This window comes from Streptomyces sp. NBC_00316 (assembly GCF_036158715.1).
GTDB lineage: Bacteria > Actinomycetota > Actinomycetes > Streptomycetales > Streptomycetaceae > Streptomyces.
The window spans coordinates 6,876,157-6,902,424 of record NZ_CP108023.1 but is presented as its reverse complement, the minus strand read 5'-3'; the positions used below and the strand labels follow the sequence as shown (position 1 = coordinate 6,902,424).

General features: G+C 70.1%; 22 protein-coding genes and 2 pseudogenes. 6 read left to right on the top strand and 18 right to left on the bottom strand.

What is annotated here, in order from left to right:
* Positions 1–45 precede the first annotated feature (45 nt).
* The gene (locus tag OG878_RS30745) at positions 46–972 is read left to right on the top strand and encodes a DUF4231 domain-containing protein (protein WP_328889786.1); all 927 of its coding nucleotides are present in this window, start codon (positions 46–48) and stop codon (positions 970–972) included.
* A 116-nt stretch (positions 973–1,088) separates the two neighbouring features.
* On the opposite strand, the gene OG878_RS30740 is transcribed toward OG878_RS30745, so the two are convergent.
* From OG878_RS30740 to OG878_RS30695, 10 genes and pseudogenes are all read right to left on the bottom strand, one after another.
* Positions 1,089–1,568: a hypothetical protein gene (locus tag OG878_RS30740; RefSeq protein ID WP_328889785.1), complete on the bottom strand. Its 480-nt coding sequence runs from the start codon at positions 1,566–1,568 to the stop codon at positions 1,089–1,091.
* A 211-nt stretch (positions 1,569–1,779) separates the two neighbouring features.
* Positions 1,780–2,679 (bottom strand): S1 family peptidase, encoded by a 900-nt coding sequence (locus tag OG878_RS30735; RefSeq protein WP_328889784.1) that lies wholly within the window; start codon positions 2,677–2,679, stop codon positions 1,780–1,782.
* Positions 2,680–3,018: 339 nt separating this feature from the next.
* Positions 3,019–3,820: pseudogene (locus OG878_RS30730) on the bottom strand (DUF1684 domain-containing protein).
* A 4-nt stretch (positions 3,821–3,824) separates the two neighbouring features.
* The gene (locus OG878_RS30725; RefSeq protein WP_328889783.1) at positions 3,825–5,129 is read right to left on the bottom strand and encodes an NtaA/DmoA family FMN-dependent monooxygenase; all 1,305 of its coding nucleotides are present in this window, start codon (positions 5,127–5,129) and stop codon (positions 3,825–3,827) included.
* Positions 5,126–6,193, bottom strand: coding sequence for an LLM class flavin-dependent oxidoreductase (locus OG878_RS30720; protein ID WP_328889782.1), 1,068 nt, complete (start codon positions 6,191–6,193; stop codon positions 5,126–5,128). Before OG878_RS30720 ends, OG878_RS30725 begins: the two co-directional genes overlap by 4 nt.
* Positions 6,194–6,214: 21 nt before the next feature.
* The gene (locus tag OG878_RS30715; protein ID WP_328889781.1) at positions 6,215–7,189 is read right to left on the bottom strand and encodes an ABC transporter substrate-binding protein; all 975 of its coding nucleotides are present in this window, start codon (positions 7,187–7,189) and stop codon (positions 6,215–6,217) included.
* A gap of 44 nt (positions 7,190–7,233) precedes the next feature.
* Positions 7,234–7,986: an amino acid ABC transporter ATP-binding protein gene (locus OG878_RS30710; RefSeq protein WP_328891440.1), complete on the bottom strand. Its 753-nt coding sequence runs from the start codon at positions 7,984–7,986 to the stop codon at positions 7,234–7,236.
* 38 nt (positions 7,987–8,024) lie between these two features.
* A pseudogene (locus OG878_RS30705) lies at positions 8,025–8,917 on the bottom strand (amino acid ABC transporter permease).
* Between the two features lie 62 nt (positions 8,918–8,979).
* Positions 8,980–10,857, bottom strand: a complete 1,878-nt coding sequence (locus OG878_RS30700; RefSeq protein WP_328889780.1) for an FAD/NAD(P)-binding protein — start codon at positions 10,855–10,857, stop codon at positions 8,980–8,982.
* Positions 10,854–11,732 (bottom strand): amino acid ABC transporter permease, encoded by an 879-nt coding sequence (locus OG878_RS30695; protein ID WP_328889779.1) that lies wholly within the window; start codon positions 11,730–11,732, stop codon positions 10,854–10,856. Before OG878_RS30695 ends, OG878_RS30700 begins: the two co-directional genes overlap by 4 nt.
* A gap of 500 nt (positions 11,733–12,232) precedes the next feature.
* Here OG878_RS30695 and OG878_RS30690 point away from each other — a divergent pair, with 500 nt between their 5' ends.
* On the top strand, positions 12,233–13,180 hold the full coding sequence (locus tag OG878_RS30690) for an ABC transporter substrate-binding protein (RefSeq protein ID WP_328889778.1): 948 nt from the start codon (positions 12,233–12,235) through the stop codon (positions 13,178–13,180).
* 37 nt (positions 13,181–13,217) lie between these two features.
* On the opposite strand, the gene OG878_RS30685 is transcribed toward OG878_RS30690, so the two are convergent.
* On the bottom strand, positions 13,218–14,507 hold the full coding sequence (locus OG878_RS30685) for a DUF5685 family protein (protein WP_328889777.1): 1,290 nt from the start codon (positions 14,505–14,507) through the stop codon (positions 13,218–13,220).
* 309 nt (positions 14,508–14,816) lie between these two features.
* On the opposite strand from OG878_RS30685, the gene OG878_RS30680 reads away from it, so the two are divergent.
* A complete protein-coding gene (locus OG878_RS30680) occupies positions 14,817–15,260 on the top strand; it encodes a cell division protein SepF (RefSeq protein ID WP_328889776.1) in 444 nt (147 codons plus the stop codon).
* Positions 15,261–15,299: 39 nt separating this feature from the next.
* Here OG878_RS30680 and OG878_RS30675 read toward each other — a convergent pair whose 3' ends face one another.
* On the bottom strand, positions 15,300–16,529 hold the full coding sequence (locus OG878_RS30675) for an acyl-CoA dehydrogenase family protein (protein WP_328889775.1): 1,230 nt from the start codon (positions 16,527–16,529) through the stop codon (positions 15,300–15,302).
* A 113-nt stretch (positions 16,530–16,642) separates the two neighbouring features.
* Positions 16,643–18,388 carry an MFS transporter gene (locus OG878_RS30670; RefSeq protein ID WP_328889774.1) on the bottom strand — a complete coding sequence of 582 codons (1,746 nt, stop codon included), beginning with the start codon at positions 18,386–18,388 and terminating at the stop codon, positions 16,643–16,645.
* A 485-nt stretch (positions 18,389–18,873) separates the two neighbouring features.
* Here OG878_RS30670 and OG878_RS30665 point away from each other — a divergent pair, with 485 nt between their 5' ends.
* The gene (locus tag OG878_RS30665) at positions 18,874–19,896 is read left to right on the top strand and encodes a phosphatase PAP2 family protein (RefSeq protein ID WP_328889773.1); all 1,023 of its coding nucleotides are present in this window, start codon (positions 18,874–18,876) and stop codon (positions 19,894–19,896) included.
* A 143-nt stretch (positions 19,897–20,039) separates the two neighbouring features.
* Here OG878_RS30665 and OG878_RS30660 read toward each other — a convergent pair whose 3' ends face one another.
* Together OG878_RS30660 and OG878_RS30655 are read right to left on the bottom strand one after the other, a co-directional pair.
* Entirely contained in the window at positions 20,040–20,255 is a 216-nt protein-coding gene (locus tag OG878_RS30660; RefSeq protein ID WP_328889772.1) for an I78 family peptidase inhibitor, read from the bottom strand.
* 407 nt (positions 20,256–20,662) lie between these two features.
* A complete protein-coding gene (locus OG878_RS30655) occupies positions 20,663–21,622 on the bottom strand; it encodes a helix-turn-helix transcriptional regulator (protein ID WP_328889771.1) in 960 nt (319 codons plus the stop codon).
* A 356-nt stretch (positions 21,623–21,978) separates the two neighbouring features.
* Here OG878_RS30655 and OG878_RS30650 point away from each other — a divergent pair, with 356 nt between their 5' ends.
* Together OG878_RS30650 and OG878_RS30645 are read left to right on the top strand one after the other, a co-directional pair.
* Complete coding sequence (locus OG878_RS30650; protein ID WP_328889770.1) at positions 21,979–22,761, top strand: hypothetical protein; 783 nt, start codon at positions 21,979–21,981, stop codon at positions 22,759–22,761.
* A gap of 137 nt (positions 22,762–22,898) precedes the next feature.
* Positions 22,899–23,234, top strand: a complete 336-nt coding sequence (locus OG878_RS30645; RefSeq protein WP_328889769.1) for a hypothetical protein — start codon at positions 22,899–22,901, stop codon at positions 23,232–23,234.
* Positions 23,235–23,328: 94 nt separating this feature from the next.
* On the opposite strand, the gene der is transcribed toward OG878_RS30645, so the two are convergent.
* The 3 genes from der to cmk are packed head-to-tail and all read right to left on the bottom strand — an operon-like array spanning position 23,329 to position 26,235.
* Positions 23,329–24,798, bottom strand: coding sequence for a ribosome biogenesis GTPase Der (der, locus tag OG878_RS30640; protein ID WP_328889768.1), 1,470 nt, complete (start codon positions 24,796–24,798; stop codon positions 23,329–23,331).
* Positions 24,799–24,850: 52 nt separating this feature from the next.
* Positions 24,851–25,522, bottom strand: a complete 672-nt coding sequence (locus OG878_RS30635) for a lysophospholipid acyltransferase family protein (protein WP_328889767.1) — start codon at positions 25,520–25,522, stop codon at positions 24,851–24,853.
* Positions 25,519–26,235 (bottom strand): (d)CMP kinase, encoded by a 717-nt coding sequence (gene cmk / locus OG878_RS30630; RefSeq protein WP_328889766.1) that lies wholly within the window; start codon positions 26,233–26,235, stop codon positions 25,519–25,521. The genes OG878_RS30635 and cmk overlap by 4 nt, the downstream gene beginning before the upstream one ends.
* Positions 26,236–26,268 lie beyond the last annotated feature (33 nt).

The window sequence follows — 26,268 nt, the reverse complement described above, 5'->3', positions numbered from 1 at the left end:
CATTCCGCCATTTGGGCGAAGACAAAACCGCAGACGGGAGTGAACATGACGGCGATTCCCGGACCACTGCAGAGCCTGGTCTTCCGGAACGCTGATCTGCCGGCGCTCTTTCACCACACGGATGCCATCGCGATCGCACGCCAGCGGGAGGCCGTGAATACCACCCGCTGGCAGCTGATCCTGCTGGTCGTGGGGGCATTACCGGCGGCGGTTCCGTGGCACTGGGAGGTCGTTGACACGTTCCAACTGACCGATGCCGTCGGCTCGTTGGCCTACCTCGGTGTCCTGATCACGATGTACCTCACCTCGCGGCGCAAAGCAAAGTCGCATTGGCAACTCAATCGTTCGGCGGCAGAGTTCATCAAATCGATGTGCTGGCGCTACTCGGTGCACGGCTCACCTTTCGACACCGGCACCCAGCATCCGGAAGCGGTGTTCGCCAACCGCTTGGAAGAGGGACTGCAGGAGCTCAGAAAGGTCGGCTGGGCGGACCCGCGCGACCGGTCGGCCGATTCGGGCGGACTCATCACGGATTCTATGCGCGCTTTGCGGGACAAGGCCTTCACCGTACGCAAGGAGACATATGTACGGGACCGGCTGATCGAACAGCGCAGTTGGTACCGCCGCCGCCAGGAGGTGTCCCGGCGGGCCACCCGGGTCTGGTCGACCACGATCGCGGCGCTGACCGCCTTCGCCCTGGTCCTCGGCCTGCTGAGAACGTTCTCCGTCGCCCAGTCCTTCACCGCGACCGGAATGCTGTCCGCTGCTGCGGCGGCCTGTCTGGCCTGGAGCGAGATGCGCCGTCACCATCCCCTGATCTCCGCCCACTCGCTGGTGGAGAAGGATCTGGAGTCGATGCAGGTGGCGATGGAGACCACGCTGACCGAACGGCAGTGGCCGCGGGCGGTCTTCGAGACCGAGCGCATCGTCTCCCCGCAGCACACCGACTGGCTGGCCCGGCACCAGATGTGAGGAACGGTCAGCAGTCCGGCACCTGAGCAGCCGTACGCGAGCGGTCGCAGGAGCGGACACCCGTGCACGGCTCACCCCGCCTCCCTGTTGTATACGAACGGCACGCGCGGTTCCGGTCAGGTGCGCTCGACCCCGTCGCGCCAGATCACCGTGACCGGGCGGCCGAGCGTGCGGGCGTACGTCACGATGTCGCCCGTGCCGCCGAAACCGCGGGCCGGCCGGCCGTCCCACACCGCGAGCAGCCGGTCGCAGTGGTCTGCGATGTAGGCACCCGCCGCGTAGTACGCCTCGTCGGTGGAGTGCGGGAAGTCCAGCCGGATCTCCCTGGCCGCACGGCCCTTGAGGCTCCGGTAGCGGGCCAGTTCGGGCCCGTCGGCGAAGCAGGCCTCGTAGTCACCGCTGGGGATGACCACGGTCAGTTCCGCCCCGCAGGCGAGTGCCAGGTCGGCGAAGAGCTGGTCCGCGCCCACGGCCAGACTGGAGAGGGCCTCCAGGGAGCCGTCGAAGCCGCAGAGCGCCGCGCGCATTCCGGCCAGGACATGGGCGTGCGCCTCTTCGGGAATGCTGCGATGGCCGGTCACTCCGATGCGTTGCACGGACTGGAACCCCCTGGAGTGTCAGCCGGGGGTTCCCGGAGGGCATCCCTCCGGAAGGCACAGCATCCGCCCCCGTCGTTCCTGCGCGACCGTCCTTCCCCACATCCTCTCAAAAGCCGCGGGGTGAACGGGAGCCCCCGCCCGGAATTCGGGCAGGGGCTCCGTCCGTCGCGCTGTGACCAGCGAGTCGGTACGTCAGTGCGGCGGTGTGTCAGTAGACGCTGACGCCGTATGCGCTGAGCGCCTCGGTGACGGGCTGGAAGTACGTCGTACCGCCCGAGGAGCAGTTGCCGCTGCCGCCCGAGGTGAGTCCGATCGCCCGGGTGCCGGAGTAGAGCGAGCCGCCGGAGTCGCCGGGCTCCGCACAGACATTCGTCTTGATCATGCCGTAGACGATGTCTCCGCCGCCGTAGTTGACGGTGGCGTTGAGACCGGTGACGGTCCCGCTGTGGATTCCGGTGGTGGAGCCGCGCCGGGTGACGGACATGCCGACCGTGGCGTTGGCCGCGCTGGTGATGTCCTGACTGCCGACGGTGCCCGCGTGGGCGACCGCGGCGTTGTCGTACCGCACGATGCCGTAGTCGTTGGTCGGGAAGCTGGATCCGACCGTGGGGCCGATGTACGTCGAGTTCGACGAGTTCGTGTACCACGGCGGGTTGCCGTCGGTGCAGTGACCGGCGGTCAGGAAGTAGTAGGTGCTGCCGCTGCGGACGTTGAATCCCAGGGAGCAGCGCCACCCGGGGGCGTAGATGGCGTCGCCGCCGGCGATCAGCTTGCTGAACGTGCCGGAGGTGTGTTCGATCCGCAGGGCGCCGGCGTTGGCTCCGGCGGACTGCTTGATCTGCTGGATCTCGGCCTTGGAGACCGTGCTGTCGACAGTGACCACGAGGCTCTTGGTCGCCGGGTCGATGTTCCAGGCGGTACCGGCGATGTCGGCGCCGAGCACGGCGTCGCTTGCGGCCGAGAGCTGGTTGGCACTGAACGTGCCGGTGGCGTCGGCATGGGCGCTGGGGACGGCGAGCGCGGCAACGGCGACAAGGCCTGCGGAGATCGCGACGAATCTGCTTCGTCTCGCCAGACCGCTGAGGGGGATGGTGCGCTTGATCCTCACTTCTGATTCCTCCCGAGGGGAAACGGGGGCCCGCCTGTGGGGTGGTCGGACCCGTGAGGCGCAGTCGGGGGCACGGCCGCACATCGCATTCCGGAAGCGCAAAATACGACGTGCTCCTGACAAGCGCTGCTCGGGAGTATTCAAGGCCGCAACTTCTTGCGCAAGAGTGCCTTTTGGCCGGAGCTCACCGGTCTGCGCAAGGGATGCCCGACGACCGCGCATGGGATGCCCGGCGCCTGCGCATGGGGATGCCCGGCACCCGCGCACACGCACCGGCCCCCGGCAGCACGCGGCTGCCGGGGCCGGAATCGAGCGGTCGCGACGGCGAGAAGCGCCGGGTCAGTTGTCGATGCGGTTGCGCTCCCCCGCCTCGACGGCGACCGGGAGGGTGTTGCCCGGCGGCGGGAAGGGGCAGATGAAGTGATCGGCGAAGGCGCACGGCGGCAACAGGGCGCGGTTGAGGTCGACCGTCACGCTGCCGTCCTCGGCCGGGGCGGCGGGGCGCAGGAAGCGGAAGCGGTAACTACCTTTTCCGCTGGTGGTGTCGGCGAAGACCGCCCAGAGCGACCCGTCGGGCTCGACCGCGGCCTGGAGCGTGTGCTCCGTACCGTCCACCACGAAGGCGATCTCGCCGCCGAGGCCGAGCCCACGCTCGACTCCATCGGCGTTCTCGACCCGGACCGTACGGGCGGTGTCGTAGGCGCGGAAGGTGCCCGGCAGCGCCCAGCGGGCGTCGTACGGCGTCGCCTCGATGGCCCGGAAGGCGCGCCGCGCCGCTGAGCCCGGGTCGAAGTCCCGTACCGCCCAGAGTCCTTCGCGGCTCAGCACGACCAGCCGCCGCTCGCCGCACGTGACGCGGGAGGCCTCGATCGGGCCGCGGTCCGCGGTGAGCCGCACCTCACCGGCAAAGGGCTTCTCGTCGACGGTGAGCCCTTCCTCGGCGGCCGCCGTGAGCACCAGTTCGTCGCCGTCCTCCCGCCACTGCCCGGGAACGGCCGGAATTCGCCCCCCCCGGGAAGTCGGAGATCCAGTGGGTGCCGGTGAGGGAGAGCGGGCCGTAGGGCGCCGCGACCGTGGCGGTGCGCTCCTCGTGCCAGAGGTTCCAGTCCTGCTCCGCCTGCTGCTCTGTATGCGTGCTCATACGATCAACCTTTCCATACCGGTTCGGCCAGGCCGAGATGGGACCGCAGAGTGGAACCGGTGTATTCGGAGCGGAAGGCTCCGCGTTCCTGGAGGAGCGGGACGACCCGGTCGACGAAGTCGTCGAGGCCGCCCGGGGTGAGATGCGGTACGAGGATGAAACCGTCGGCCGCGTCCGTCGCGACGAACTCGATGAGTTCGGCCGCCACCGTCTCCGGGCTGCCGATGAACGACTGCCGCCCGGTCGTCTCGATCACCGTCTGCCGGATGGACAGCCCCTTGGCCTCCGACAGTGCGCGCCAGCGGGCCGCGACGGCCAGCGGGTCGCCGACCTTGACCCGGCCCTGGACCAGCCCGGAGTCGGGGTCCGGGTCGGTCTCGGGGAGCGGCCCGTCGGGATCGTACGAGGAGAGGTCGCGGCCCCAGATCTGTTCCAGGGCGAGGATCGCGTTCTGCGGGGAGACCTGCTGAAGGCGGATCTCGGCTGCCCGCTCCTGCGCCTCGGCATCGCTGTCGCCGAGGACGAAGGTGACCCCGGGCATGATCTTCAGCTCGTCGGGCTGCCGGCCGTACGTCGCCAGCCGCCCCTTGACGTCGGCGTAGAAGGTGCGGCCCGCCTCCAGGGTGCCGTGCCGGGTGAAGATGACATCGGCGGCGGACGCGGCGAACTCGCGGCCCTCCGGGGAGTCCCCGGCCTGGATGACGACGGGGTGGCCCTGCGGGGAGCGCGGGACGGTGAACTCGCCCTCGATGGAGAAGTGCTGCCCCTGGTGACGGAAGGGGCGCGGGGTCCCGTCAGGGGTCCAGGTGTCCCACAGTTCGCGGGCGGTGGCGACGAACTCGGCGGCCCGGGTGTAGCGGTCGGTCCGGTCGAGATAGCCGCCGCGCCGGAAGTTCTCCCCGGTGAAGGCGTCGGAGGAGGTGACGACGTTCCAGGCGGCCCGGCCGTCGCTGAGGTGGTCGAGGGTGGCGAGCCGGCGGGCCAGTTCGTACGGCTCGTTGAAGGTCGCGTTGACGGTGGCGGCGAGCCCGAGCCGGTCGGTGACTGCGGCCAGGGCGCTCAGCACCGTGAGGGATTCGGGGCGGCCGACCACGTCCAGGTCGTGGATCCGGCCGTTGTGCTCGCGCAGCCGGAGCCCCTCCGCGAGGAAGAAGAAGTCGAACCTGCCGCGTTCCGCCGTGCGGGCGAGGTGCTCGAAGGAGGAGAAGTCGATCTGGCTCTTCGAGCGGGGGTCGGTCCAGACGGTGGTGTTGTTCACGCCGGGGAAGTGGGCGGCGAGATGCATCTGCTTCTGCTTCGGTGCGGTCATGCTCGTCCCTCCGCGAGGGCGTATCGGTTGGCCGGGCGTGTCAGTCCCAGGTGCTCGCGGAGCGTGCCTCCCGGGTAGAAGGTGCGGAACAGGCTGCGGTGCTGAAGCAGGGCGACGGTTCCGTTGACGATCCGTTCGAGATCGCGCTCCGGTGTGATGGGCGTGAGGTGGAAGCCGTCGACCGCTCCTGCCCGGTGCCACCGGGCGATCAGTTCGGCGAGGTCGACCGGGCCGCCCCGGTAGTACGAGCCGCCGGCGGCGAGCGGCGGTCCGCTCTCCAGACCGGGTTCCGGCGCGGTCTCGGCGTCCCCCAGGTCGACGGTGAGCGCCACCAGCACCCGCAGGGTGCCGGGGTCGCGGCCGTACGCCGCGGCGCGGCGCCGTACGTCCGCCCGGATGCCCGCGGCCTGCTCGGGCCCGGTGGCCCGGACGAGTACGACATCGGCGTGGCGTGCGGCAGCCTCCTGGCTCGGTCCGCCCGTCCCGTCGATCACGGTGACCGGGTGGCCCTGCGGGGGCCTCGGCACGATGGCCGGGCCGCGGACGGTGAACGTGGCGCCCTCGAAGTCGACGTAGTGCAGCTTGTCGCGGTCGATGAAGCGGCCGGTGGCGACATCCCGGATCTCCGCGTCGTCCTCCCAGCTGTCCCACAGCCGGGCCCCGACATCGGCGGTCTCGCCCGCCTCGCGCCACAGCTCGGCGGCGGGCGCGGCGGACCGCCGGCCGAACAGCCGGGCCTCGGCCTCGGTCGTCGACACCTCGGCGCTCCAGCCCGCCCGGCCGCGGCTCACCCAGTCCAGGGTGGCCACGGCGGACGAGACATGGAACGGCTCGGTGTGGGTGGTGGTGACGGTCGGCACCAGCCCGATCCTGCGGGTGGCGGGCGCGACCCGGGAGAGCACGGCGAGCGCGTCGAGTCCGGGGCGGGCGAACGAGTCGCCGAGGGTCACGAAGTCGAGTGTCCCGCGCTCGGCGAGCCGGGCGAGCTCGACGTGGTGCCGGGCGTCGTAGTGGGGCGGGCCGCCGATCTCGGCGGCCAGATGAAGCGCGGTGGTGGCAGACATTGCTGTGCGTACCTCTCGGGCTCAGTTCTTGGGCTTGGGAAGGCCGGGCGGGTTGATCTCGGACTTCTCGACGGCCTCGTCGGAGAGCCCCCAGCGCTTCAGCACCTTGGCGTACGAGCCGTCCTCGATGATGTGGTCGATGGCGGCCGCGTACGCCTCGACCAGGCCGCTGTCCTTCTTCGTGGTGGCGGCGATCTTCCCCTGGAGGCCGTCGCCGCCGCCCGACAGCGTGCCGACGACCTCGGACTGGCCCGCCGACGCCACGTGATAGTTGACCGACGGGCTGGGGCCGAGATAGCCGTCGATCCGGCCGGACTGCAGGGCCAGGTAGTAGTCGGTGTCCTTCTGGAAGTACTTGATGTCCACGGGCTTGCGCCCGGCCTCGACGTTCTGCTCGCTCCAGTCGACGAGGATCTTCTCCTGGTTGGTGCCGGACGCGACGGCGATGGTCTTCCCCGCCACGTCCTCGGCGTCCTTCACCTTCCAGCCGGAGCCCTTCTTGGCCTCGAAGGCGATGTTGTCGAGCCGGTAGGTAGCGAAGTCGTACTTCTCCTTGCGTTCCTCGGTGACCGTGACGTTCGACAGGACGCCGTCGAACTTGGAGCTGTCGAGGCCGACGAAGAGGTTCTCCCAGGAGACCTCCTCGAACTCGGGCTTCAGCCCGAGTGTGTCGGCGATCAGGGTTGCCAGGTCGATCTCGGAGCCGATCCGGGTCCTGTCGTCGGTGGCGTAGAAGCCGAGCGGCGGCGAGGCGTCGGCGCTCGCGCCGAGCCGTAGCGTGCCGCGTTCGCGGACGGCCGCCGGCACCTCGGCCGCGATCGCGTCGACCTTCTCGCCTCTGATCCGGTGCTGGTCGGGTCCGATGTTGATGCCGGTGTCCTTCTGCCCCTTCGGTTTGATCTCGTCGGTCGCGGCGTCGCTCGCACCGCAGGCGGTGAGGAGTCCGGCAGCGGTGAGGGTGGCGACGGCAGTGGCGAGGGTGCGGCGGGCGGACACGTGGGTGCTCCTTGCGACATGGGCGGGAGAGGACATGGGAGGGGTCACAGGACCTTGGAGAGGAAGGCGCGGGTGCGCGGGTGCTGCGGACGGTCGAGTACGTCGGCGGGGGCGCCCTGCTCGACGATCCGCCCCTCGTCCATGAAGACGACGGTGTCGGCGACCTCGCGGGCGAAGCCGATCTCGTGCGTGACGACGATCATCGTGGTACCCCCGTGCGCCAGGTCCTTGATGACGTCGAGGACTTCGCCGACCAGCTCGGGGTCGAGTGCCGAGGTCGGCTCGTCGAAAAGCAGCAGCTTCGGTTCGAGAGCGAGCGCGCGGGCGATGGCGACGCGCTGCTGCTGCCCGCCGGAGAGCTGCTTCGGGTACGCCCCCGCCTTGTCCGCCAGTCCGACCCGGGCGAGGAGCTTCTCGGCTGCGGCGACCGCGTCCTTGCGGGGGCGACGCAGGGCGGAGACCGGCGCCTCGGTGATGTTCTCCAGGACAGTGAGGTGCGGGAAGAGATTGAAGTTCTGGAAGACGAAGCCGATCCGGGTGCGCTGGCGCAGGACCTCGCGCTCGCGCAGCTCGTAGAGCTTGTTGCCGTCCCTGCGGTAGCCGACCAGGGTGCCGTCGACGCTGATCCAGCCGTTGTCGACCTTCTCCAGGTGGTTGATGGTGCGCAGCAGCGTCGACTTGCCGGACCCGGACGGGCCGAGGACGACGGTGACCTCTCCCGCGCGTACGGACAGATCGATGCCGCGCAGAACCTCGAGGGTGCCGAAGCTCTTGTGCACGGACCGGATCTCGACCATGGCATCCGACCGGGCATCCGACGGACCGGTGGTGGCGCTCATCGCACAGCCCCCTTGGCGTAGTGACGTTCGACGTAGTACTGGAGGACGGAGAGCGCGGTGGTCAGGAGGATGTACCAGACGGTGGCGACCATCAGCAGCGGCACGACCCTGCCGTTGCGTCCGTAGACGACCTGGACCTGGTAGAAGAGTTCGCCGATCGCCATCACGGAGACGATCGAGGTGCCCTTGAAGAGCGAGACGATCTCGTTGGCGGCGTTCGGCAGGATGGAACGCATCGCCTGCGGCAGCACGATCCGCCACAGCTGCCGGTGCCGAGGGATCCCGAGGGCGGCAGCCGCCTCCAACTGACCGCTGTCCACGGCGAGTACACCGCCGCGGACGATCTCCGCCGCGTAGGCCGCCTGGTGCAGTGCAAGGCCGAGGACGGCCGCGCTCATGGCGCCGACGAGGTTCATCGTGTCGAAGGAGAGGAAGCCGGGTCCGAACGGGATGCCGAACTGCAACTCCTTGTACAGATATGCGAGGTTGAACCAGAAGAGCAGCTGGACGATGAGCGGGATGGAGCGGAACGCCCAGATGTAGGCGTAGGCGACCGAGCTGAGGAACGGGCTGGCCGACAACCGCATGAAGGCGAGCACGATACCGAGCGCGAAGCCGAGAACCGTTCCGTAGAAGGTCAGTTGGAGGGTGATCCAGACAGCCTTGAGGATGGTCCCGGCAGTGAAGAAGCGGGCGAAGACGTCCCACTCCCAGCCGGGTTGGTGACCAGACCGTGCAGGAACTGGGCGAGCAGGACGGCGGTGACTGCGACGGCGACCCAGCGCCAGGGGTGGCGTACGGGAACGACGGTGAGCGCATCGGCGTCGACGCCGGCAGCCGTCTGTGGACCGGCCGCTCTGTCGAGTGGCGGATCGCTGGTGAGCGACATGAGGGTTCCTCGGACTAGGGGCTACGGGGGCAAGGGGATACGGATGCTGGACGGCACCGCGGTCAGGCGCTGAGGCGGTCGTTGCCGTCCGTTGCGTCGCTGCGGCCGTCGCCGTCGCTACAGAGCACGTCGCGCAGGAACGCCAGCGCCGTCCGCGCGGTGGCGTCGTTCTGCCGGAACGCGGGACCGCCGGTGCGGGGCCGGGTGAAGGCGCCGCTCGCCCGTGCGGTGGTGTGCGGGCCGAGGGCGAAGCGTCGCGGGTGCGGGCGGCCGTCCCGGTCCAGGATCCGTCCGTCGTCGGGGTCGACGCAGAGCAGTCCGGTGCCGGTGGCGGCGGCCCCGTCCTCGCAGAGCCCCCGGAGCAGCGGGCTGCGGGTACGTTCCAGCGACGGTTCCGGCAGCCGGGCCTCGACCAGCGCGCGGGCCTCGACCCACTTCCCCGGCACCGTGGCGCTGCCGGCCCGGAAGACGCCCCGCTCCTCGTCCGCCTCGACCGTCATTCCCGCACCGAGGAAGCGGACGACACCGGCCCGGGAGAGGGCGAGCAGCTGGTGCAGTCGTGGTCCCGGCGGGCCGGAGGCGAGGTAGCTGAAGAAGCCGTGCCACCGGTCTCCGATGTCGCCGAGCCGGACCAACTGCCCGTAGACCGAGAGCAGTCCGAGAAAGACCGCGAGATCCTCGCTGTGGGCGGGGTCGTGACGGCGGTCGAGGTCGGCGGTGATGTAGTCGCGCAGTCCGTCCTGGAGTGCGTCGTACGAGGGGTGGCGCACCCCGTCCAGCGGGTGGTCGAGCGCTTCGAGGTCGAGCCGGTCGGCGGGGTCGGGGACGGCGGCGCGGACGAGGGCATGCAGTTCGGGGCTGCCCGGGTCGGCGGCCGCGTACTTCTCCTCGAAGACGGCCCGGTCGACTGCCGTACGCCCGGCATGGGCGGTGAAGAGCCGGTGGTAGTGGGCGTACCCGAGCTCCTTGTCGACAAGGGGCCGCACATCGCGCCGGAAGTCGGCCGGCTCGGACCGGCTCAGCAGTTCCTCGATCCGGTCCGGGCCGAGGAATCGGGGCAGCGGCGGCCGGTCGCCCTGCCAGCCGTAGCCGATCTTGGAGTGGTACGGGACACCGCGCCGCGATCCGACGTGCAGTACGGGCTCGTTGCCGGAGGGCACGTACTCGCCGTTCTCGTACCGTCCGCCGCGTCCCTCGGTGAGCAGCACCATCAGGTCGATGAACGCGAGCCCGAAGCCCCGGACGATGACCGGTTCGCCGGCGGGCACGGCGGTCAGATCGCTGTCGGCGGTGAAGTCGGGCGGCAGGTGGACGAGTCCGTGCCGGTCCGCGAACTCGGCCAACCGGACGTGTTCAGGGGCTGGTTCGGAGTCGAGGTGGCCGATGGTGAGCACCACGAGGTCGGCGGACAGCGGTTCGTCGCGGCCCTCCAGCCAGACGCGCTGACGGCCACCGCGGGGGCCGGTGACACGCACGGCGTGCCCGCGGTGCTCGTGCACGGAGATACCTGCCGGGAGTGCGGCCAGCGCCTGCTCGTACACCCATCCCAGGTAGACGCTCTGCAGTCGCCTGCTCGGGAAGTCCTGACCTTCCAACGCCTTTATCTCAGCAAGGATTTCAGGATCGACCGCGAGCTCGATGCGGCCTTCACGGACATCCGCGGCCCAGGTGTGCAGCGCAGGTCCCGGACGTATCGGTCCCTCCTGCTGGACGGTGTCGTCGGTGAACATGGTGACGTCCTCGGCCATGGAGTTCATCCAGAGCAGCGGGGACTGGTCGTGCCGCCAGATCCGGCCGCCGCCCGGTGGGTACGGGTCGACGACATGGATGTCCAGCCGCAGGCCCCCGTACAGCTCCGGGGCACTGGCGGCGATGCGCTCGATGAGACCGGTGCCGCGCGGTCCGGCGCCGATGACGACAAGAGCCGGTACGCCGCTCATCGGGTATCCGCCGAGCCGCGGGCGTAGTGCCGCTCGACGCAGTGCTGGCCGATGCTGAGCAGCGAGGTGACCACCGCGTACCAGACAGTGGCGACCAGCAGCAACGGGATGACCTGGTAGGTGCGGTGGTACACGAGCTGCACCGAGTACAGCAGGTCCTGCACGGCGATGATGCTGACGATCGAGGTGCCCTTGAGGGTGCCGATCAGCATGTTCCCGGCGGGCGGGACGATGGAGCGCATCGCCTGCGGCAGCACGATACGGCGGAACCGCCGCCAGGAGCCGAGGCCCAGCGACTGGGCGGCCTCGATCTGTCCGCGCTCGACGGAGAGGATGCCGCCGCGGACCACTTCGGCCGCGTATGCGGCCTCGTGCAGGGTGAGGCCGACGACGGCGACCGTGACCGGCCCCAGGAGGTTCACCGTACGGACGCCGAGGATCTCCGGGTAGAGCGCGCCGATGTTGAACCAGAAGAGCAGCTGCACCAGGATCGGGGTCGACCTGAAGAGCCACACATAGCCCCAGCTGACAGCCTGCAGCACGTGGTTGGTGGAGAGCCGGAGTACGGCCAACAGCGTGCCGAGGGCGAAGCCGAGGACCATGACGAGCGCGGTGAGCCAGAGGGTGAGGCCGAGGCCGCGCAGGACGGCGGCGGTGGTGAAGTAGTCGCCGACGACGTCCCACTGGAAGGCGTCGTTTCGGATGACGGAGTTCAGCGCCAGGGCGAGAAGCACCAGTACCGCAACGGCCGCCGCCCACTGGCCTGTTCGGCGCACCGGGACGATCCGCAGACGGCCGGCGCCGGGACCCCTGTCGCTGTTCTTGGAGAGCGGGGCCGGGGGTGATTGTGGGAAGGCATCTGTCTGCGCAGACATGCGAAGGCTCCGTGGATGCAGAGATCGAACACGGGACGTGCCTTCACGGAAAACACAACGCGGACCGGGCCCCTCAGCGCGATCCGCTTCTGAGAGAAGCGCTGTTCACAACACATTGTCAAGCCTGTCCACACTGTGAGCCATATGTATCGGGTCAGTTGACGGACCGCGGGATCGCCTGTTCCACTGAGGCCATGCATTCGCAGCAGTGGCTGGTCAAGCGCTCCCACATCGACTTCGGTCGCGTGTGGTCCTCCTCCTGTTGAGCTGACCCCCTGCGGTTCTTCGCGTCCGTGCCTCGCACCCTCTCCGGTGCCTGAGCGCCTTTTCCTGCGCGTCTTCACGTACACAACATCGCTGCACCCTCCCCTCAGCCCGTTCGCCGTTCCGCGCTTCTTCCGCTCTTCCTTCGCCCCGCCCGTGGCCGTGCTGCCGTGGCGCGCCGCCCGGCGCCGCCCTGCCGCCTGCGCACGGTCGACGAACCTGGAGAACCACGCCCCATGCCCCGTATCCGGCACACTGCCGCCTTCGCGCTGATCACCGTCGCCGCCTTCGCTCTCACTGCGTGCGGGGCCGGCGATCCAGCAGCCGCTCCGGCCGGCGCAGCCGGCCCGGCCGCCTCCGCCAAGGGGAACATCCCGACGCAGGACGTCGTGTCGCCGGTGAAGAAGAACGAGGCCGCGGCCGCGCTGCTGCCCGCAGATGTCCGCGCCTCCGGCACGCTGACCATCGCCTCCAGCATCGGCGCACCGCCCGGCGCCACCTATCTGCCGGACGGGAAGACCGTGGCAGGCACCGACATCGACATCGCGGACGCCGCGGCCAGGGCGCTGGGGCTGGAGCTGAAGCGCGAAACGGCCGCCTTCGAGGCGATCCTGCCCGCGCTGGACAGCGGGAAGTACGACCTGGGGACCGGTAACTTCGGCGTCACCGACGAGCGCCGCAAGACGATCGACTTCGTCACGTACCTCAATGACGGGCAGGGTTTCGCGGTCCGGGACGACAGCAGGCTGACGAAGGTCACCGATCTCTCTCAGCTCTGCGGCCTGACCGTGGGCACCGCAGCGGGCACCACCTTCGAGGTGACGCTGGAGGAGAACAAGCACCTGTGCACCGAGACGGGCAGGAAGCCGTACGACGTGAAGACCTACTCCGAGCCGGGCGCCATCTGGGCCTCGCTCCAGCAGGGCCGCAGCGATGTGGTGATGTCGACCATCAACGGGCTGCGCTACGCAGTGAGGCAGCAGGAGGGCGTGCGTTTCCTCAACGAGTTCAAGCGGCTCGATGTCGGCTTCGCGTTCAGGAAGGGCACCCCGCTGGCGCCCGCCTTCCGGGCCGCGGTCAACGGGCTCAAGGCGGACGGGACGTACGACCGCATCCTGCAGAAGTGGGGCATCGGCGCGTCGGCGATCGAGACCTCGCGGATCTCACCGCCCGAGATCAAGTGACCCCGGGACTGGTGAACCGCTAGCCCGGAGCGTGGCTTCAGCAGTCGCACCCGCAGTCGCAGCAGTCACAGTTGCTGCAGCAGTCCCCGCAGTTGCTGCAGCAGTCGCATGCGTCGCAGCAGCTCCCGCAGTCGCAGTCGCACTGGCTGCACAATCCTTCGCGCCGCTGCCGGCTCCACGGGTCCTCGAAGGTCCCGCAGCACATCTGGCAGGTGCAGGCGAGGCCCGCCCAGACCAGGCAGCCCGTGATCAGCCCGCGCCGGTCGCGTGGCGGCTCCGGCGGGGGCTGCGGCGGGCCGAACGGGCTGCCGGGACTGTTCGGCGCGTACGGATTGCCCGGCGGAGGTCCGAAGGACCCCGTCTGCCGCAGACCCTCCGGACCACCCGGCGGCACCGGTCCGGCGGGCCCCGGCTGCTGCCTGCCCGTCAGCTCGCCGCCCGGCGACTGCGCTTGGGCCTGGTGCGAGCAGGTCGTGGTGGCGAACGCCCGGTCCACCGAGCGGCGCAGTTCGTGCACGAGCAGCACATGCGTCAGCTTGTCGTCGGTGAAGTCGGCGTCGCGCAGCGCCAGACGTACGCCGCGCAGCGCGTCGTCGCACAGCCGCCGAGCCTCGGCGCGCGAGGTTCCGGTGGCGGTGAGCGGGTTCCAGGAACCCGACGCCGCGTCAGCCTCCTGGTCCTCCACGGCATCCAGCAGGTGTGCTAGCCGTCCGAAGAGTCGGCCGGCCTCGGCGAGCGGTTCGGCGTTCCGTGGTCGGCCCGCGAGTACGGCGGTGTGGGCGAAGGCCGCCGCGGTGGCCGTCTCGGTGGGCTCGGTGACCGTCAGCAGCGGGGTACCGGGACCCGCGAGCCGTTCGATGCCGGTCTGCCGGTCGACGGCGTCGACGAGGACCGCGGTGTCGAACCCCAGCTGTGCGCCGGCACGCGCCCCTGCCCTGTCCCAGCCCGCTGCGACCCGGCGGGCGGCCGCGGCGACCGGGCGGCGCTTCAACAGCCCGTCCCGGTCGGCGACGTGGTCCCGTACCTTCGCCGAGGCGAGCACCAGCGAGACGGCGGCGGCGAGCCTGGCCCCTTCACCGCGGGCGACCGGAGCGGTCCTCATGGAGCGCAGCGGGCAGGGCCCCGCGGTGCGCCGCCGTCCGGTGGTGGACTCCGCCTGAGCCTCCGTCAGGACCGAGACGATCAGGCCGTCATAGTTCGTGACGATCCGGGCGAACTGCCCGTGGTCCGAGCGAAGTGCGAGACAGAGCCCGCAGAGATGGGCCATCCACTCGGTCCTGAGACCTTCCGACAGCCGGTGGGCACAGGGCCTGACTATTCCGAACACGACGATCCCCCGAGAGTCGTTCCGCCTGTGCGCCGCGCTCGTGCGTGTGCGCGACGGGCATCGTATCGAGTGACCCGTTCACCCGTACGCCCCCAAGGTCACCCATACGGGCCGGAGCATCATATTTTCTTTTTGCCAGGGGTCGCATGCAGGAGGAACCTTGACGAATCGCCACATCTTCTGCACCAGTACCGTCACGAATCCCCTGCGCGCCGACTATCCACTTGGCGCACGATCCGCATCATGGTCGACCATAGGGATACGAAAGAGATGCGGAACACCAACGAACCGCGGTGAGAGGAGGCGTCCATGGGATCGGTGCGCAAGGCGAGTGCCTGGCTGGGCCTCGTAGAGGACAACGACGAGCGCTACTACGACGACGACGAGTACGCCGAGGGTGCACGGACCGGGACGGGCAGTGCCTGGGTGACCGACCCACGGGTGCAGGTGGCCTCCGAGGCGGCCGAGGTGACGGGCCGCCGGATCGCCACCGTCACCCCGGACAGCTTCCGGGACGCACGCGCCATCGGTGAGCTCTTCCGGGACGGCGTCCCGGTGATCATGAACCTCACGGCCATGGACCCCTCCGACGCGAAGCGTGTCGTGGACTTCGCCGCGGGGCTGATCTTCGGACTGCGCGGGTCGATCGACCGCGTGGCCACCCGGGTGTTCCTGCTGACTCCGGCCGACACCCAGGTGGTCAGCGGCGAGGCCGCCGGCCGACCGGCCGACGGCTTCTTCAACCAGAGCTGAGCAGGGCGCTCGCCGGATCGGTCCGGCCTGCGTCCCGCCCTACCGGAATGCGTCCAGACCGGTGAGCGCCTTGCCCAGCACCAGCTGGTGCATCTCCACGGTGCCCTCGTAGGTGAGCACCGACTCCAGATTCGTCGCATGCCGCATCACCGGATATTCGAGCGAGATCCCGTTGGCACCGAGGATCGTGCGCGCGGTGCGGCAGATCTCGATCGCCTCTCGCACATTGTTGAGCTTTCCGAAACTGACCTGTTCGGGGCGGAGCCTGCCGGCGTCCATCCGACGGCCCAGATGGTGGGCGAGCAGGATGCCCTTGTGCAGCTCCACGGCCATGTCCGCGAGTTTGGCCTGGGTGAGCTGGAAGCCGCCGATCGGCTTGCCGAACTGCTCCCGGGTCTTCGCGTAGTCGACGGCCGACTCGAAGCTGGCGCGCGCCGCGCCCATGGCTCCCCAGACGATGCCGTAACGGGCGTGGCCGAGGCAGCTGAGCGGGCCGCGCAGGCCGGTGACCCCGGGGAGTACGGCATCGGCGGGCAGCCGCACCTCGTCGAGGACCAGCTCGCTGGTGACGGAGGCGCGCAGCGACCACTTGTGCTTGATCTCGGGTGCCGAGAAGCCGGGGGTACCGGTCGGCACGACGAAGCCGCGGATGCCGCTGCCGCCGCTGCCCTCGTCGGTCTGCGCCCAGACGACGGCCACCCCGGCCACGGAGCCGTTGGTGATCCACATCTTGCGGCCGCTGAGGATCCAGTCGTCGCCGTCGCGCTTGGCATAGGTCCGCATCCCTGCCGGGTCGGATCCGTGGTCCGGCTCGGTGAGTCCGAAGCAGCCGATGATCTCGCCTGCCGCCATGCCCGGCAGCCACTGCTGCCTCTGCTCCTCGGAGCCGAAGCGGTGGATGGCGTACATGGCGAGAGAGCCCTGGACGGAGACGAGCGAGCGGATCCCGGAGTCGGCCGCTTCGAGCTCCAGGCAGGCCAGTCCGTACTGGACGGCCGTGGCGCCCGCGCAGCCGTATCCCTGGAGGGACATGCCGAGGGCTCCGATCGAACCGAGCTCACGGGCCAGCTCGCGAATGCCGGGGAGTTCGCCGTTCTCGTACCACTCGGCGATGTGCGGCAGGACCCGGTCGGCGGCCCAGGCACGGACGGTGGAGCGGATCGCGAGGTCCTCGGGGCCGAGCAGATCGTCGATACCGATCGGGTCGGCGGGGTCGAAGGGCGGCAGCTTGGACGGCTTCGCGGACTCAGCGGACTCGGTGGTGGACATGAGAGTTGCCTCCGGCGGCTCGCACGGTACTAAAACTAGCAGTGTTAGTTATGGCGTCGTGCTGACGTTACGGCCCAGTGTGCCGCCCGTCCAGAGCCGGTGGCCGTGTCGGGTCACTGCCGTGCGGGCAGCGAAAGAGGCCGCTTCTGGCCCGGCGCCCCGTGGGGGCCGTGCGGCTTGCGGGACTCATGGGAATCCTGATGCGGCGGCTCCCAGGACTCACCGGCGCCGACGGCCGTATGGGCCCCGTCGGACTCTCGGATCCCATCGGTCTCGCGGGCATCTCGCGCCTCACGGGGTTCGCCGGCTTCCAGCGGCGGGCACTCCATCACCCGCGGCAGCCGCAGCGCGGCGAGCGCGCCGAGCAGCAGCAGCCCCGCGCTGACGAGCAGCGTGACGTGCAGCCCGTTGACGAACGCGTGCCGCGCCGTGTCCCGCAGCATCGCGCCCAGCGGGCCGCCCAGCCGGGACGCCACCTGATAGGCCTCGCCCAGCGAATGAGAGGCGGCGGTGGACGCCCCGGCGGGAACGCCGGCCCCGGAGAGCCTGGCCAGCCCGGGGGTGTAGGCGGCGTTCATGACACTGCCGAGCAGCGCGATCCCCATCCCCGCACCCAACTGGTACGAGGTCTCGCCGATGGCCGCCGCACCACCGGCCCGGTCGGCAGGGGCCTCGCTCAGCATCGACTCGTACGCCCCGAAGAGCGTGGACTGGAGCCCGAGACCGAGCACGACGAACGCCGCGGTCAGCAGGCCCGGCCGGTCCTGCTGACCCATCAGGGTCAGGATCAGCACCGCAGCCGCCGTGAGCACGAAACCCCAGCCGACCATCCGGCGCGGGCCGACCCTGCGCAGGGTGTACGAGCCGGTGGCGCCCGCGGCCATTGCGGCGAAGGTGAGCGGCAGCATCCGCAGACCGGTCTCCAGCGGGCTGAGGCCGAGGACCAGCTGGAGGTACTGGACGGCGATCAGTTCCAGACCGACCAGGGCCAGCATGGCGAGGACGATGCAGCCCACCGCGGTGGAGAAGGCGGGCCTGGCGAACATGCCTATGTCGATCAGTGGATGCGTGCGGCGCTTCTGTCGCCGCACGAACGCGACGATCAGCGCGCCGCCCAGCAGCAGCGGCACGAGGGTGGCGGGACCGAGGACGCCCTCGCCGGTGCCCGCGCGCTTCACACCGAGGACCACGCCGAGCACGCCGGCCGCTGCCATGAGCGCGCCCAACACGTCCCAGGGCCCGTCGTTGCTGCCCCGCGACTCGGGGAGCAGCAGACGGCCGACCGGAAGTATCAGGGCCATCAGCGGAATGTTGATCAGGAAGACCGAGCCCCACCAGAAGTGCTCGACGAGGAAACCGCCGATGACCGGTCCGGTGGCGGCGCCGACGGCGGCGACCGCGCTCCACACCCCGATGGCGACGGCCCGCTCACGACGGTCGGGAAAGACCTGCCGGAGTATCGACAGCGTCGCCGGCATGATCATTGCGCCGCCGACGCCGAGCAGGGCGCGCGCAGCTATGAGTACGCCGGGGCTGTCGGCCATCGCCGCGACCGCGGAGGCCGAGCCGAAGAGCGCGTAGCCGAGCAGCAGTATGCGGCGGCGGCCGACCCGGTCACCGAGGGTGCCGAAGAGGATCAGCAGCGACGCGCAGACCAGCGGATAGGCGTCCACGATCCACAGCAGACCGACGGCGCTCGGCCGCAGATCCTCGGTGACGGCGGGGACGGCGACATGGAGCACAGTGGCATCGAGCGCCACCAGCAGCAGGCTGAGACAGAGGACGACCAGAACGACCCAGCGATTGGCACCGTCGGCGGCTGCACGCAGCCGCCGACGGGCTGTGGTCGTCCCGGACATGCATGTACCTCCCAAAGGTCCTCGCGCTCGGCAGGCCAACCGGGGATGCAGTGTGTGCTGCCCCTCCAGGCCCGGCATCGGCGGGCGAGTGATGCGTCAGCGTACGCGAGTTCGACGCAGCCACACGTGGCCCATCTCATACCCCGGCGAGCCGTGGAGTGTGGCGTACGCCACGCCGCACCTCCGCCGCCACCGGCCCGGCCCCTCCGTGCAGGGTGCGCCGGATCCGCCCCGTGACCGGACCGCCACCGTCCGTCCATCCGCCACGAGGGCCGGTGAAATACATGCTGACACCATGCGCATATTTTCACCGACACCCAAACACCCTTCCGAAATAAGTGTCGGATAAATAGAGCAGAGGGTCTCCGGGATTCGCCGACGGGCCCGAAATAAGTGGCCGGCTGAGACATAGTCCACATCACATCGTCATCACAAAGCGGCCGGATGGACCGGAGCGCACACTCACTCGCTGTAACGTCGATTGGGTGCGTACCGACATCTTTGCCCGGTTGGACCGGGAGCCGGAACCGCCGAAGATAGAGCCACCGCGGATGAGTCGTCACCGCATCGCTCTCTTCGGCGGGACGTTGGCGTTCTATCTCGCCATCGTCGTTGCCGTGCTCATCGGCTCCTGGCTGGTGACCCTGGACTGGAAGGTCATGCTGTTCCGGCCGTACCAGCAGTGGCCCGGGATCCATGCCTTCCTCGACTACTACGTCGTGCTCGGCCAGCGCGGCCCCACGGCCGTGATGGTCGCCTGCTGGCTCGGCTGGCGCTCCTGGCGGCAGCACACACTGCGGCCCCTGCTGACGCTGGGCGCCTCACTGCTGCTGCTCAATCTGACGGTGGGTGCGGTCAAGCTCGGCCTGGGCCGGCTCGGGCCGCACTACGCGACCCGGATCGGCTCCGCGGAGCTCTTCGCCGGCGGCGATATATTTCCGTCCGGACACACCGCCAACGCAGTCGTGACCTGGGGAATCCTCGCCTACCTGGCCACCACGCCGAGGGCCAGGCGCTATCTGTCGGCCATATCGGCAGTGGTCTCGCTCGGGGTCGGGCTCACGACCGTCTATCTCGGTACGCACTGGCTCAGCGATGTGCTGCTGGGCTGGGCCGCGGGGCTGCTGATCCTGCTGGGCCTGCCGTGGGTCGAACCGCTGATCACTCGTGCCGAGGACCTGATCTTCGCTGTGCGCGAGCAGTGGCGCGCGCGGGGCAGGGCGGTGCCCTCGGTGCCTGTCGCGGCCGGTGGACCCCGGCCCGTGGTGGTGCCGCAACTGGACGGCAGTGACGCCATGGACTCGGACCCGGCGCTCGAACCGGTCGCCGCGGGAAGCCGGCCGACGGCCGCGGTCCCGGCGCCGGGCACCCGGCAGCGGGCCCACACCCCGCACACGGTGCGGTCGGAGCGGACCCCGCTCACCCCGGCCGGCAGCCGCCGCCCGCCACACGCGGACCGCACGCCGCGCGGCGGCACCAGCCCGGCCCGTCCCATGACGGGCGGCTGACGACCCGCACTCCCACCCGGCGGGCAACAGGTACGCACAGCCTCACCCCGCATGAGCAGGGCCCCGGCCTCGGCCGGGGCCCTGCTCACGTCACGGGCCGGGGCGCCGGCCACGGCTCGGGGCGTGCACGCGCCGGGGCCGTCTCAGCCCACCCAGCAGCGGGTCACGACCGCGTCGTCGACTTCGAAATTGATGCGTCCGGCCTGGTATTCCATGGTGATGATCGCGCCCGGCGGCAGGGCCCTCACGCTGGTCCAGCCGCGTGCGCGGGCCTGCCGCTCGGCGGCTTCGGCAGCGAGACCGACATACGCGCCGGGCGTGTCGTCGGGCTGTGCGGGAGAGGTCGGTATGGATGCCATGCCTCTCACCGTAGGCGGACGCGGACAGGTACGGAAGCCGGGCCCCGGGCTGTGGCGCGGCATCCTCACGTACGTCACCTGTCACGCTTGTGTCACAGGATCACCACACACGTTTACTTCGAACTACGTCACTCGATCGTGCAACAAGCGAACCGACGCACAGTAATCGCAGCCGCCGGAAAATCGTCATGGAACAGGCTGGACGCGAAACTTAATACTGCATATCAGGCAGCCGGAAAATTCCGCCCCGGGACGATGCCCAGTAAATGGAGCGACCACCAGGAATTCACGCTTCCTTACGGTGGCCTTATCTTTTGGTCACGATATCCACACCATCGGACCGGGACGGCCACATCCGCCCGTATACCGGACACGGCGAACAGACGGACGAAAGAGCGTGGCGCCGATCAGTCGAGCGCCCGGGACAGCCGGTCCCGGGCCGTCCTGATCGCGTCGATGAGCTCCCGCGGTTCGACGACCTCGAAGTCGAAGCCCGTGAGCATCACATGGATCACCAGGACATCCAGATCGGCCGCCCCGGTGCGCAGCAGGCAGCTGTCCGCGTCGATCCGTTCCAGCACGCCGGAGGACGGCGAGATCCGTTCGGCCGCCTGCTCGACGGGCACCTTCAGCCGGATCACCGCATGCGCCGCGTACACGGTGGTGGAGACGCCCTTGGAGACATACGCGGCCAGGTCCTCCGCGGGCGGGCGGCGCGGGACGAAGCGGGGACCGTGCGGCGGCGTGGGGGTGATCCGGTCCGCCCGGAAGGTTCGCCAGTCCGCGCGGTCCAGGTCCCAGGCGACGAGATACCAGCGGCGCTCGGTGCACACCAGCCGGTGCGGTTCGACGGTCCGGCGCGAGACGGAGCCGTCGTGCGCACGGTACGTGAAGCGCAGCCGTTCGCTGTCCCGGCAGGCCCCGGCCAGCTCGGTGAGCACTCCCGGGTCGACGGCCGACGCATCGGATCCGCGGAGCATGGGCACGGTGAAGGCGCTCAGCGCGCTCACCCGGCGGCGGAGCCGCTTCGGCAGCACCTGTTCGAGCTTGGCGAGGGCGCGCACGGACGTCTCCCCGATGCCCTCCACGCCCTGGCCGGCCGCCGTGCGCAGCCCGACCGCCACCGCAACGGCCTCCTCGTCGTCCAGGAGCAGCGGCGGCAACTGCGCCCCGGCTCCGAGCTGATAGCCGCCCCCGGTACCGGGGCTGGCATGGACGGGATAGCCGAGCTCGCGCAGCTTGTCGACGTCGCGCCGGACGGTGCGGGGGGTGACGCCGAGCCGTCCGGCGAGATCGGCGCCGGACCAGTCCCGGTGGGTCTGCAGCAGCGAGAGCAGACGCAGCAGTCGTGCCGAGGTCTCCAACATGGGGCGAGTCTGCCAGCGACCGCGGTCGGTTACGGTCCGCAATGGCTGCGGCAGTCGCACCACCCCGTCCGCACGACCGTCCTTGCGCAGTCGAGTTTCAGCCACTTCCCACGTGCGCTGATTTCCTGATTTGTCTACCTGTCGCCGGACTGCTCCCTTACTCGTCCGGTCCCGCCCGACCGCGTCCGATCAGCGGGTATTGACCGGGACGAAACCCATCGCTCCCCCGATTCACCCTCTGTGCCGGATGGTTCGATTCCGTTCCCTTTCCCGCGTGACCCCGGCCGCGGATCGCCCGTTGTCTCTTCATGAGCCGGGAAGCGCCCGGCGCACGCACCGAGTCCGAGGAGCCAACCGTGCCGCGCATGCTCGACGTCAGCGAGGACGTACGCGCCGAGATCGGCGATGCCGAAGCCGATCGGCTGCTCGTCGGTGACGACGCCCCAGGCAGCTACGACTGCACCTCCTGCCGCACCCCCGGCGACTCGGAGCAGGAGCGCACCAGCACGGTGCTGTTCGTCGGCGACGAGACCGCCGTGCTCGCCTTCGCCCACGCGACGTGCATCCCCTCCCAGGTCGTCCAGGTCTCCGAGGAGCAGCTGCAGGGTGCCGTGCGCAGCATCACCGGCAGCGAGCCGCAGGTCCCGGGGGGCCTGATGCCCGAACAGGCGGTGCTGGGCATCACCAGCGGTCTCGTCCTGCTCGAGGACGAACTCCACCCGGCGCTGGTCGTCGAACCGACCGGCGCGATCGCCCGCCCCGGCACGGACGGCAGCAGTGGCGACGAGTTCCTGCAGCTCCTGCTGGAGCAGGGCTTCCACCCGGTCCACCGGATGGGCGAGGTGCCCGCCGTGCTGCACGGCTGGTCGATCCTGCTCGCCATGGGCCAGCTGCACGCCGTGCTCCAGCCGGGGACGGGCGGCGGCGCCCCGGTCGCCTGGTGGCAGGCGCATGCCCCGCTGCAGGTCACCGAGGGCTGGCGGACCGCGGCCAACAAATCGCAGACCGTACTCGTCTACGCCGCCCCGGCCGGGACGATCGGTCAGCAGCCCCGCGAGGACCTGCTGCGCGACGCTCTGGAGAAGGCCGCGGCCCGCGGTCTCCTGGTCGGGGCCGCGATGCCGCTGGCCGGCACCTGATCATGTCCGCACGCCCCTCGCACCCCGGGCGAACAGCGATTTCTCCGCCCGGCCCGCATCCGACGGCCGGTGGGGTCGTTGGCACATACGTGCACTCATACGACCCCTCCCACCAGCGCCCGAGCCCGATCCCTGCCATGCGCCCGTCGCGGGACCCCTCGGGCGATCAGTCCCACACCCCGATCTACGACGCGCTGTACTCCGAGTACCGCCGGTCGTTCCGGGCGCTGCCAGGTGATCGGAGCGGCGAGGAGAACCTGGCCTTCGTGACGTTCGGTACCAGCCTGTTCGGCAGCCGCGCCCCCCTGAGCGGCCACTCGGGCCACTCGGGCCACTCCGGCCTGTCGGGCCACGCCTCGGGCCATTCCGGCCCGGGCACGCACACCGCAGGCCTCGGCTCCTGGCAGCGGGTCGGCCGGCACGCCGGGCGCCCTCAGCCGGCGGCGCTGCCTCCCGGGCCCCGGAGCGCCTGACACACGGCGAAGTCCCGCACCGTTCACAGCAGGAACGGTGCGGGACTTCGTCATGTCCTGGCTTCGCCGTGGCCGTGACCACGTCGAGCCCGTGTCACTTCTTGCGGCCGCGCTTCTCGCGGACCCGCACCGAGATGTGGATCGGGGTTCCGTCGAAGCCGAACTCCTCGCGCAGCCGGCGCTCGACGAAGCGGCGGTAGCCGTGCTCCAGGAAACCGGAGGAGAAGAGCACGAAGCGCGGCGGCTTGGTGCCGGCCTGGGTGCCGAAGAGGATCCGGGGCTGCTTGCCGCCGCGGACCGGGTGCGGGTGGGAGGCGACGATCTCGCCGAGGAAGGCGTTCAGCCGGCCGGTCGGGACGCGGGTCTCCCAGCCTGCGATCGCGGTCTCGATCGCCGGGACCAGCTTCTCCATGTGGCGTCCGGTGACGGCCGAGACGTTGACCCGCGGAGCCCACGCGACCTGCGCGAGCTCGGTCTCGATCTCGCGCTCCAGGTAGTAGCGGCGCTCCTCGTCGAGCGTGTCCCACTTGTTGTACGCGATCACCAGCGCGCGCCCGGCCTCCACGGCCATGGTGATGATGCGCTGGTCCTGGACGCTGATGGACTCGCTGGCGTCGATCAGGACGACGGCGACCTCGGCCTTCTCCACGGCGGCCGCGGTACGCAGCGAGGCGTAGTAGTCCGCGCCCTCCTGGAGGTGGACACGGCGGCGGATACCCGCCGTGTCGATGAACTTCCAGGTGATGCCGCCGAGTTCGATCAGCTCGTCGACCGGGTCACGGGTGGTTCCGGCCAGTTCGTTGACGACGACCCTGTCCTCGTTCGCCACCTTGTTCAGCAGCGAGGACTTGCCGACGTTCGGACGGCCGATGAGGGCGATGCGGCGCGGTCCGCCGAGGGCGGTGCCGAAGCGCTGGGCCGGGGCCTCGGGCAGTGCTTCGAGGACGGCGTCGAGCAGGTCGCCGGTGCCGCGGCCGTGCAGCGAGGAGACCGGGTGCGGCTCGCCGAGACCGAGCGACCAGAGCGCGGTGGCGTCCGCCTCACCGCTCTGGCCGTCGACCTTGTTGGCGCACAGCACGACGGGCTTGCCGGCCCGGCGCAGCAGCTTGACGACGGCCTCGTCGGTGTCGGTCGCACCGACGGTCGAGTCGACTACGAAGACGACCGCGTCGGCGGCCTCGATCGCGTACTCGGCCTGCGCGGCGACGGAGGCGTCGATGCCCAGCACGTCCTGCTCCCAGCCGCCCGTGTCGACGACCTTGAAGCGCCGGCCGGCCCATTCGGCCTCGTACGTGACACGGTCCCGGGTGACTCCGGGCTTGTCCTCGACGACCGCCTCACGGCGGCCGATGATCCGGTTCACCAGGGTCGACTTGCCCACGTTGGGACGGCCGACGACGGCGAGGACGGGCAGCGGGCCGTGACCGGCCTCGTCGATCGCGCCCTCGACGTCCTCGACGTCGAAGCCCTCCTGCGCGGCGAGCTCCATGAACTCCGCGTACTCGGCGTCGCCAAGCGCTCCGTGCTCGTGGTCCGAGCCGTCGGAGTGAATCTGGTCGTTCATGAAGTCCGTTCCTCTTTGCATCATCATCGATGGACCGCGATCACGCGGCCCACTACTCAAGTCTTACCTGGCGCCCGGTGAAACGCCTGGCGTTCTCCAGGTGCGCGGTCAGCCGCGCCTGGATCCGCACGGTCGCCTCGTCCAGTGCCGTCCGGGTCCGCCGGCCACTCCCGTCGCCGGCTTCGAAGGCGTCTCCGAAGACGACATCGACGCGGCTGCGCAGCGGCGGCAGTGCCGATATCAGCCGACCGCGGCGCTCGGTGCTGCCCAGGACGGCCACGGGCACGATCGGCGCCCCGCTGCGTACCGCGAAGTACGCGAGCCCGGCCCGCAGCGAGGCGAAGTCTCCTTCGCCCCGGGTGCCCTCCGGGAAGATCCCGAGCACCCCGCCGTTCTCCAGCACACCGAGTGCCTGGGTGATGGCGGTGCGGTCGGCACTCGTACGGTCCACCTTCAGCTGACCGATTCCACGCAGGAACGGGTCGAGCGGACCGACGAACGCCTCCTTCTTGATCAGGAAGTGCACGGGCCGGGGCGCGGTGCCCATCAGCATCGGCCCGTCGATGTTGTGGGAGTGGTTCACCGCGAGTATGACGGGTCCGGAGGCGGGTACCCGCCACGCACCGAGGACGCGGGGCTTCCACAGCCCGTACATCAGGCCGATGCCGATCCCGCGCCCGACTGCGGCTCCGCGCAGTGTGGGCTCGCCCGTGGCTGCGGTCACTTCGCGGCCCGCTTCTCCTCGACCAGGGTGACGACGCACTCGATGACCTGCTGGAGGGTCAGCTCGGTGGTGTCCACCTCGACCGCGTCGTCCGCCTTGGCCAGCGGCGAGGTCTTCCTGCTGGAGTCCGCGGTGTCCCGCTTGATCAGCGCCTCCTTGGTGGCGACGAGATCGGAGCCCTTCAGCTCTCCGCTGCGGCGGGCCGCGCGGGCCTCCGGGGAGGCGGTCAGGAAGATCTTGAGGTCGGCGTCGGGCAGCACGGTGGTGCCGATGTCACGGCCCTCGACGACGATGCCGATCTCGGCGGCCGTGGCAATGGACCGCTGCAGCTCGGTGATCCGGGCACGCACCTCGGGGACCGCGCTGACGGCGCTGACCTTGGAGGTGACCTCCTGCGTACGGATCGGGCCCGCGGCGTCCTCGCCGTCGACCGTGATCGTCGGGGCGGACGGGTCCGTGCCGGAGACGATGACGGGCTTCGCCGCGGCGGTCGCGACCTCCGCGGCGTCCTGCACGTCGATGCCGTTGTTCAGCATCCACCAGGTGATGGCCCGGTACTGGGCGCCGGTGTCCAGGTAGCTCAGGCCGAGCTTGGCGGCGACGGCCTTCGACGTGCTGGACTTACCGGTGCCGGAGGGCCCGTCGATGGCGACGATCACTGCGGCCGGGGCCGTCCGGGCGGCGGCGCTTACGGTTTCCACGGTGGTGGTCACCTTCCTGGTACACGGGGTGGGCGGGACGGGGGC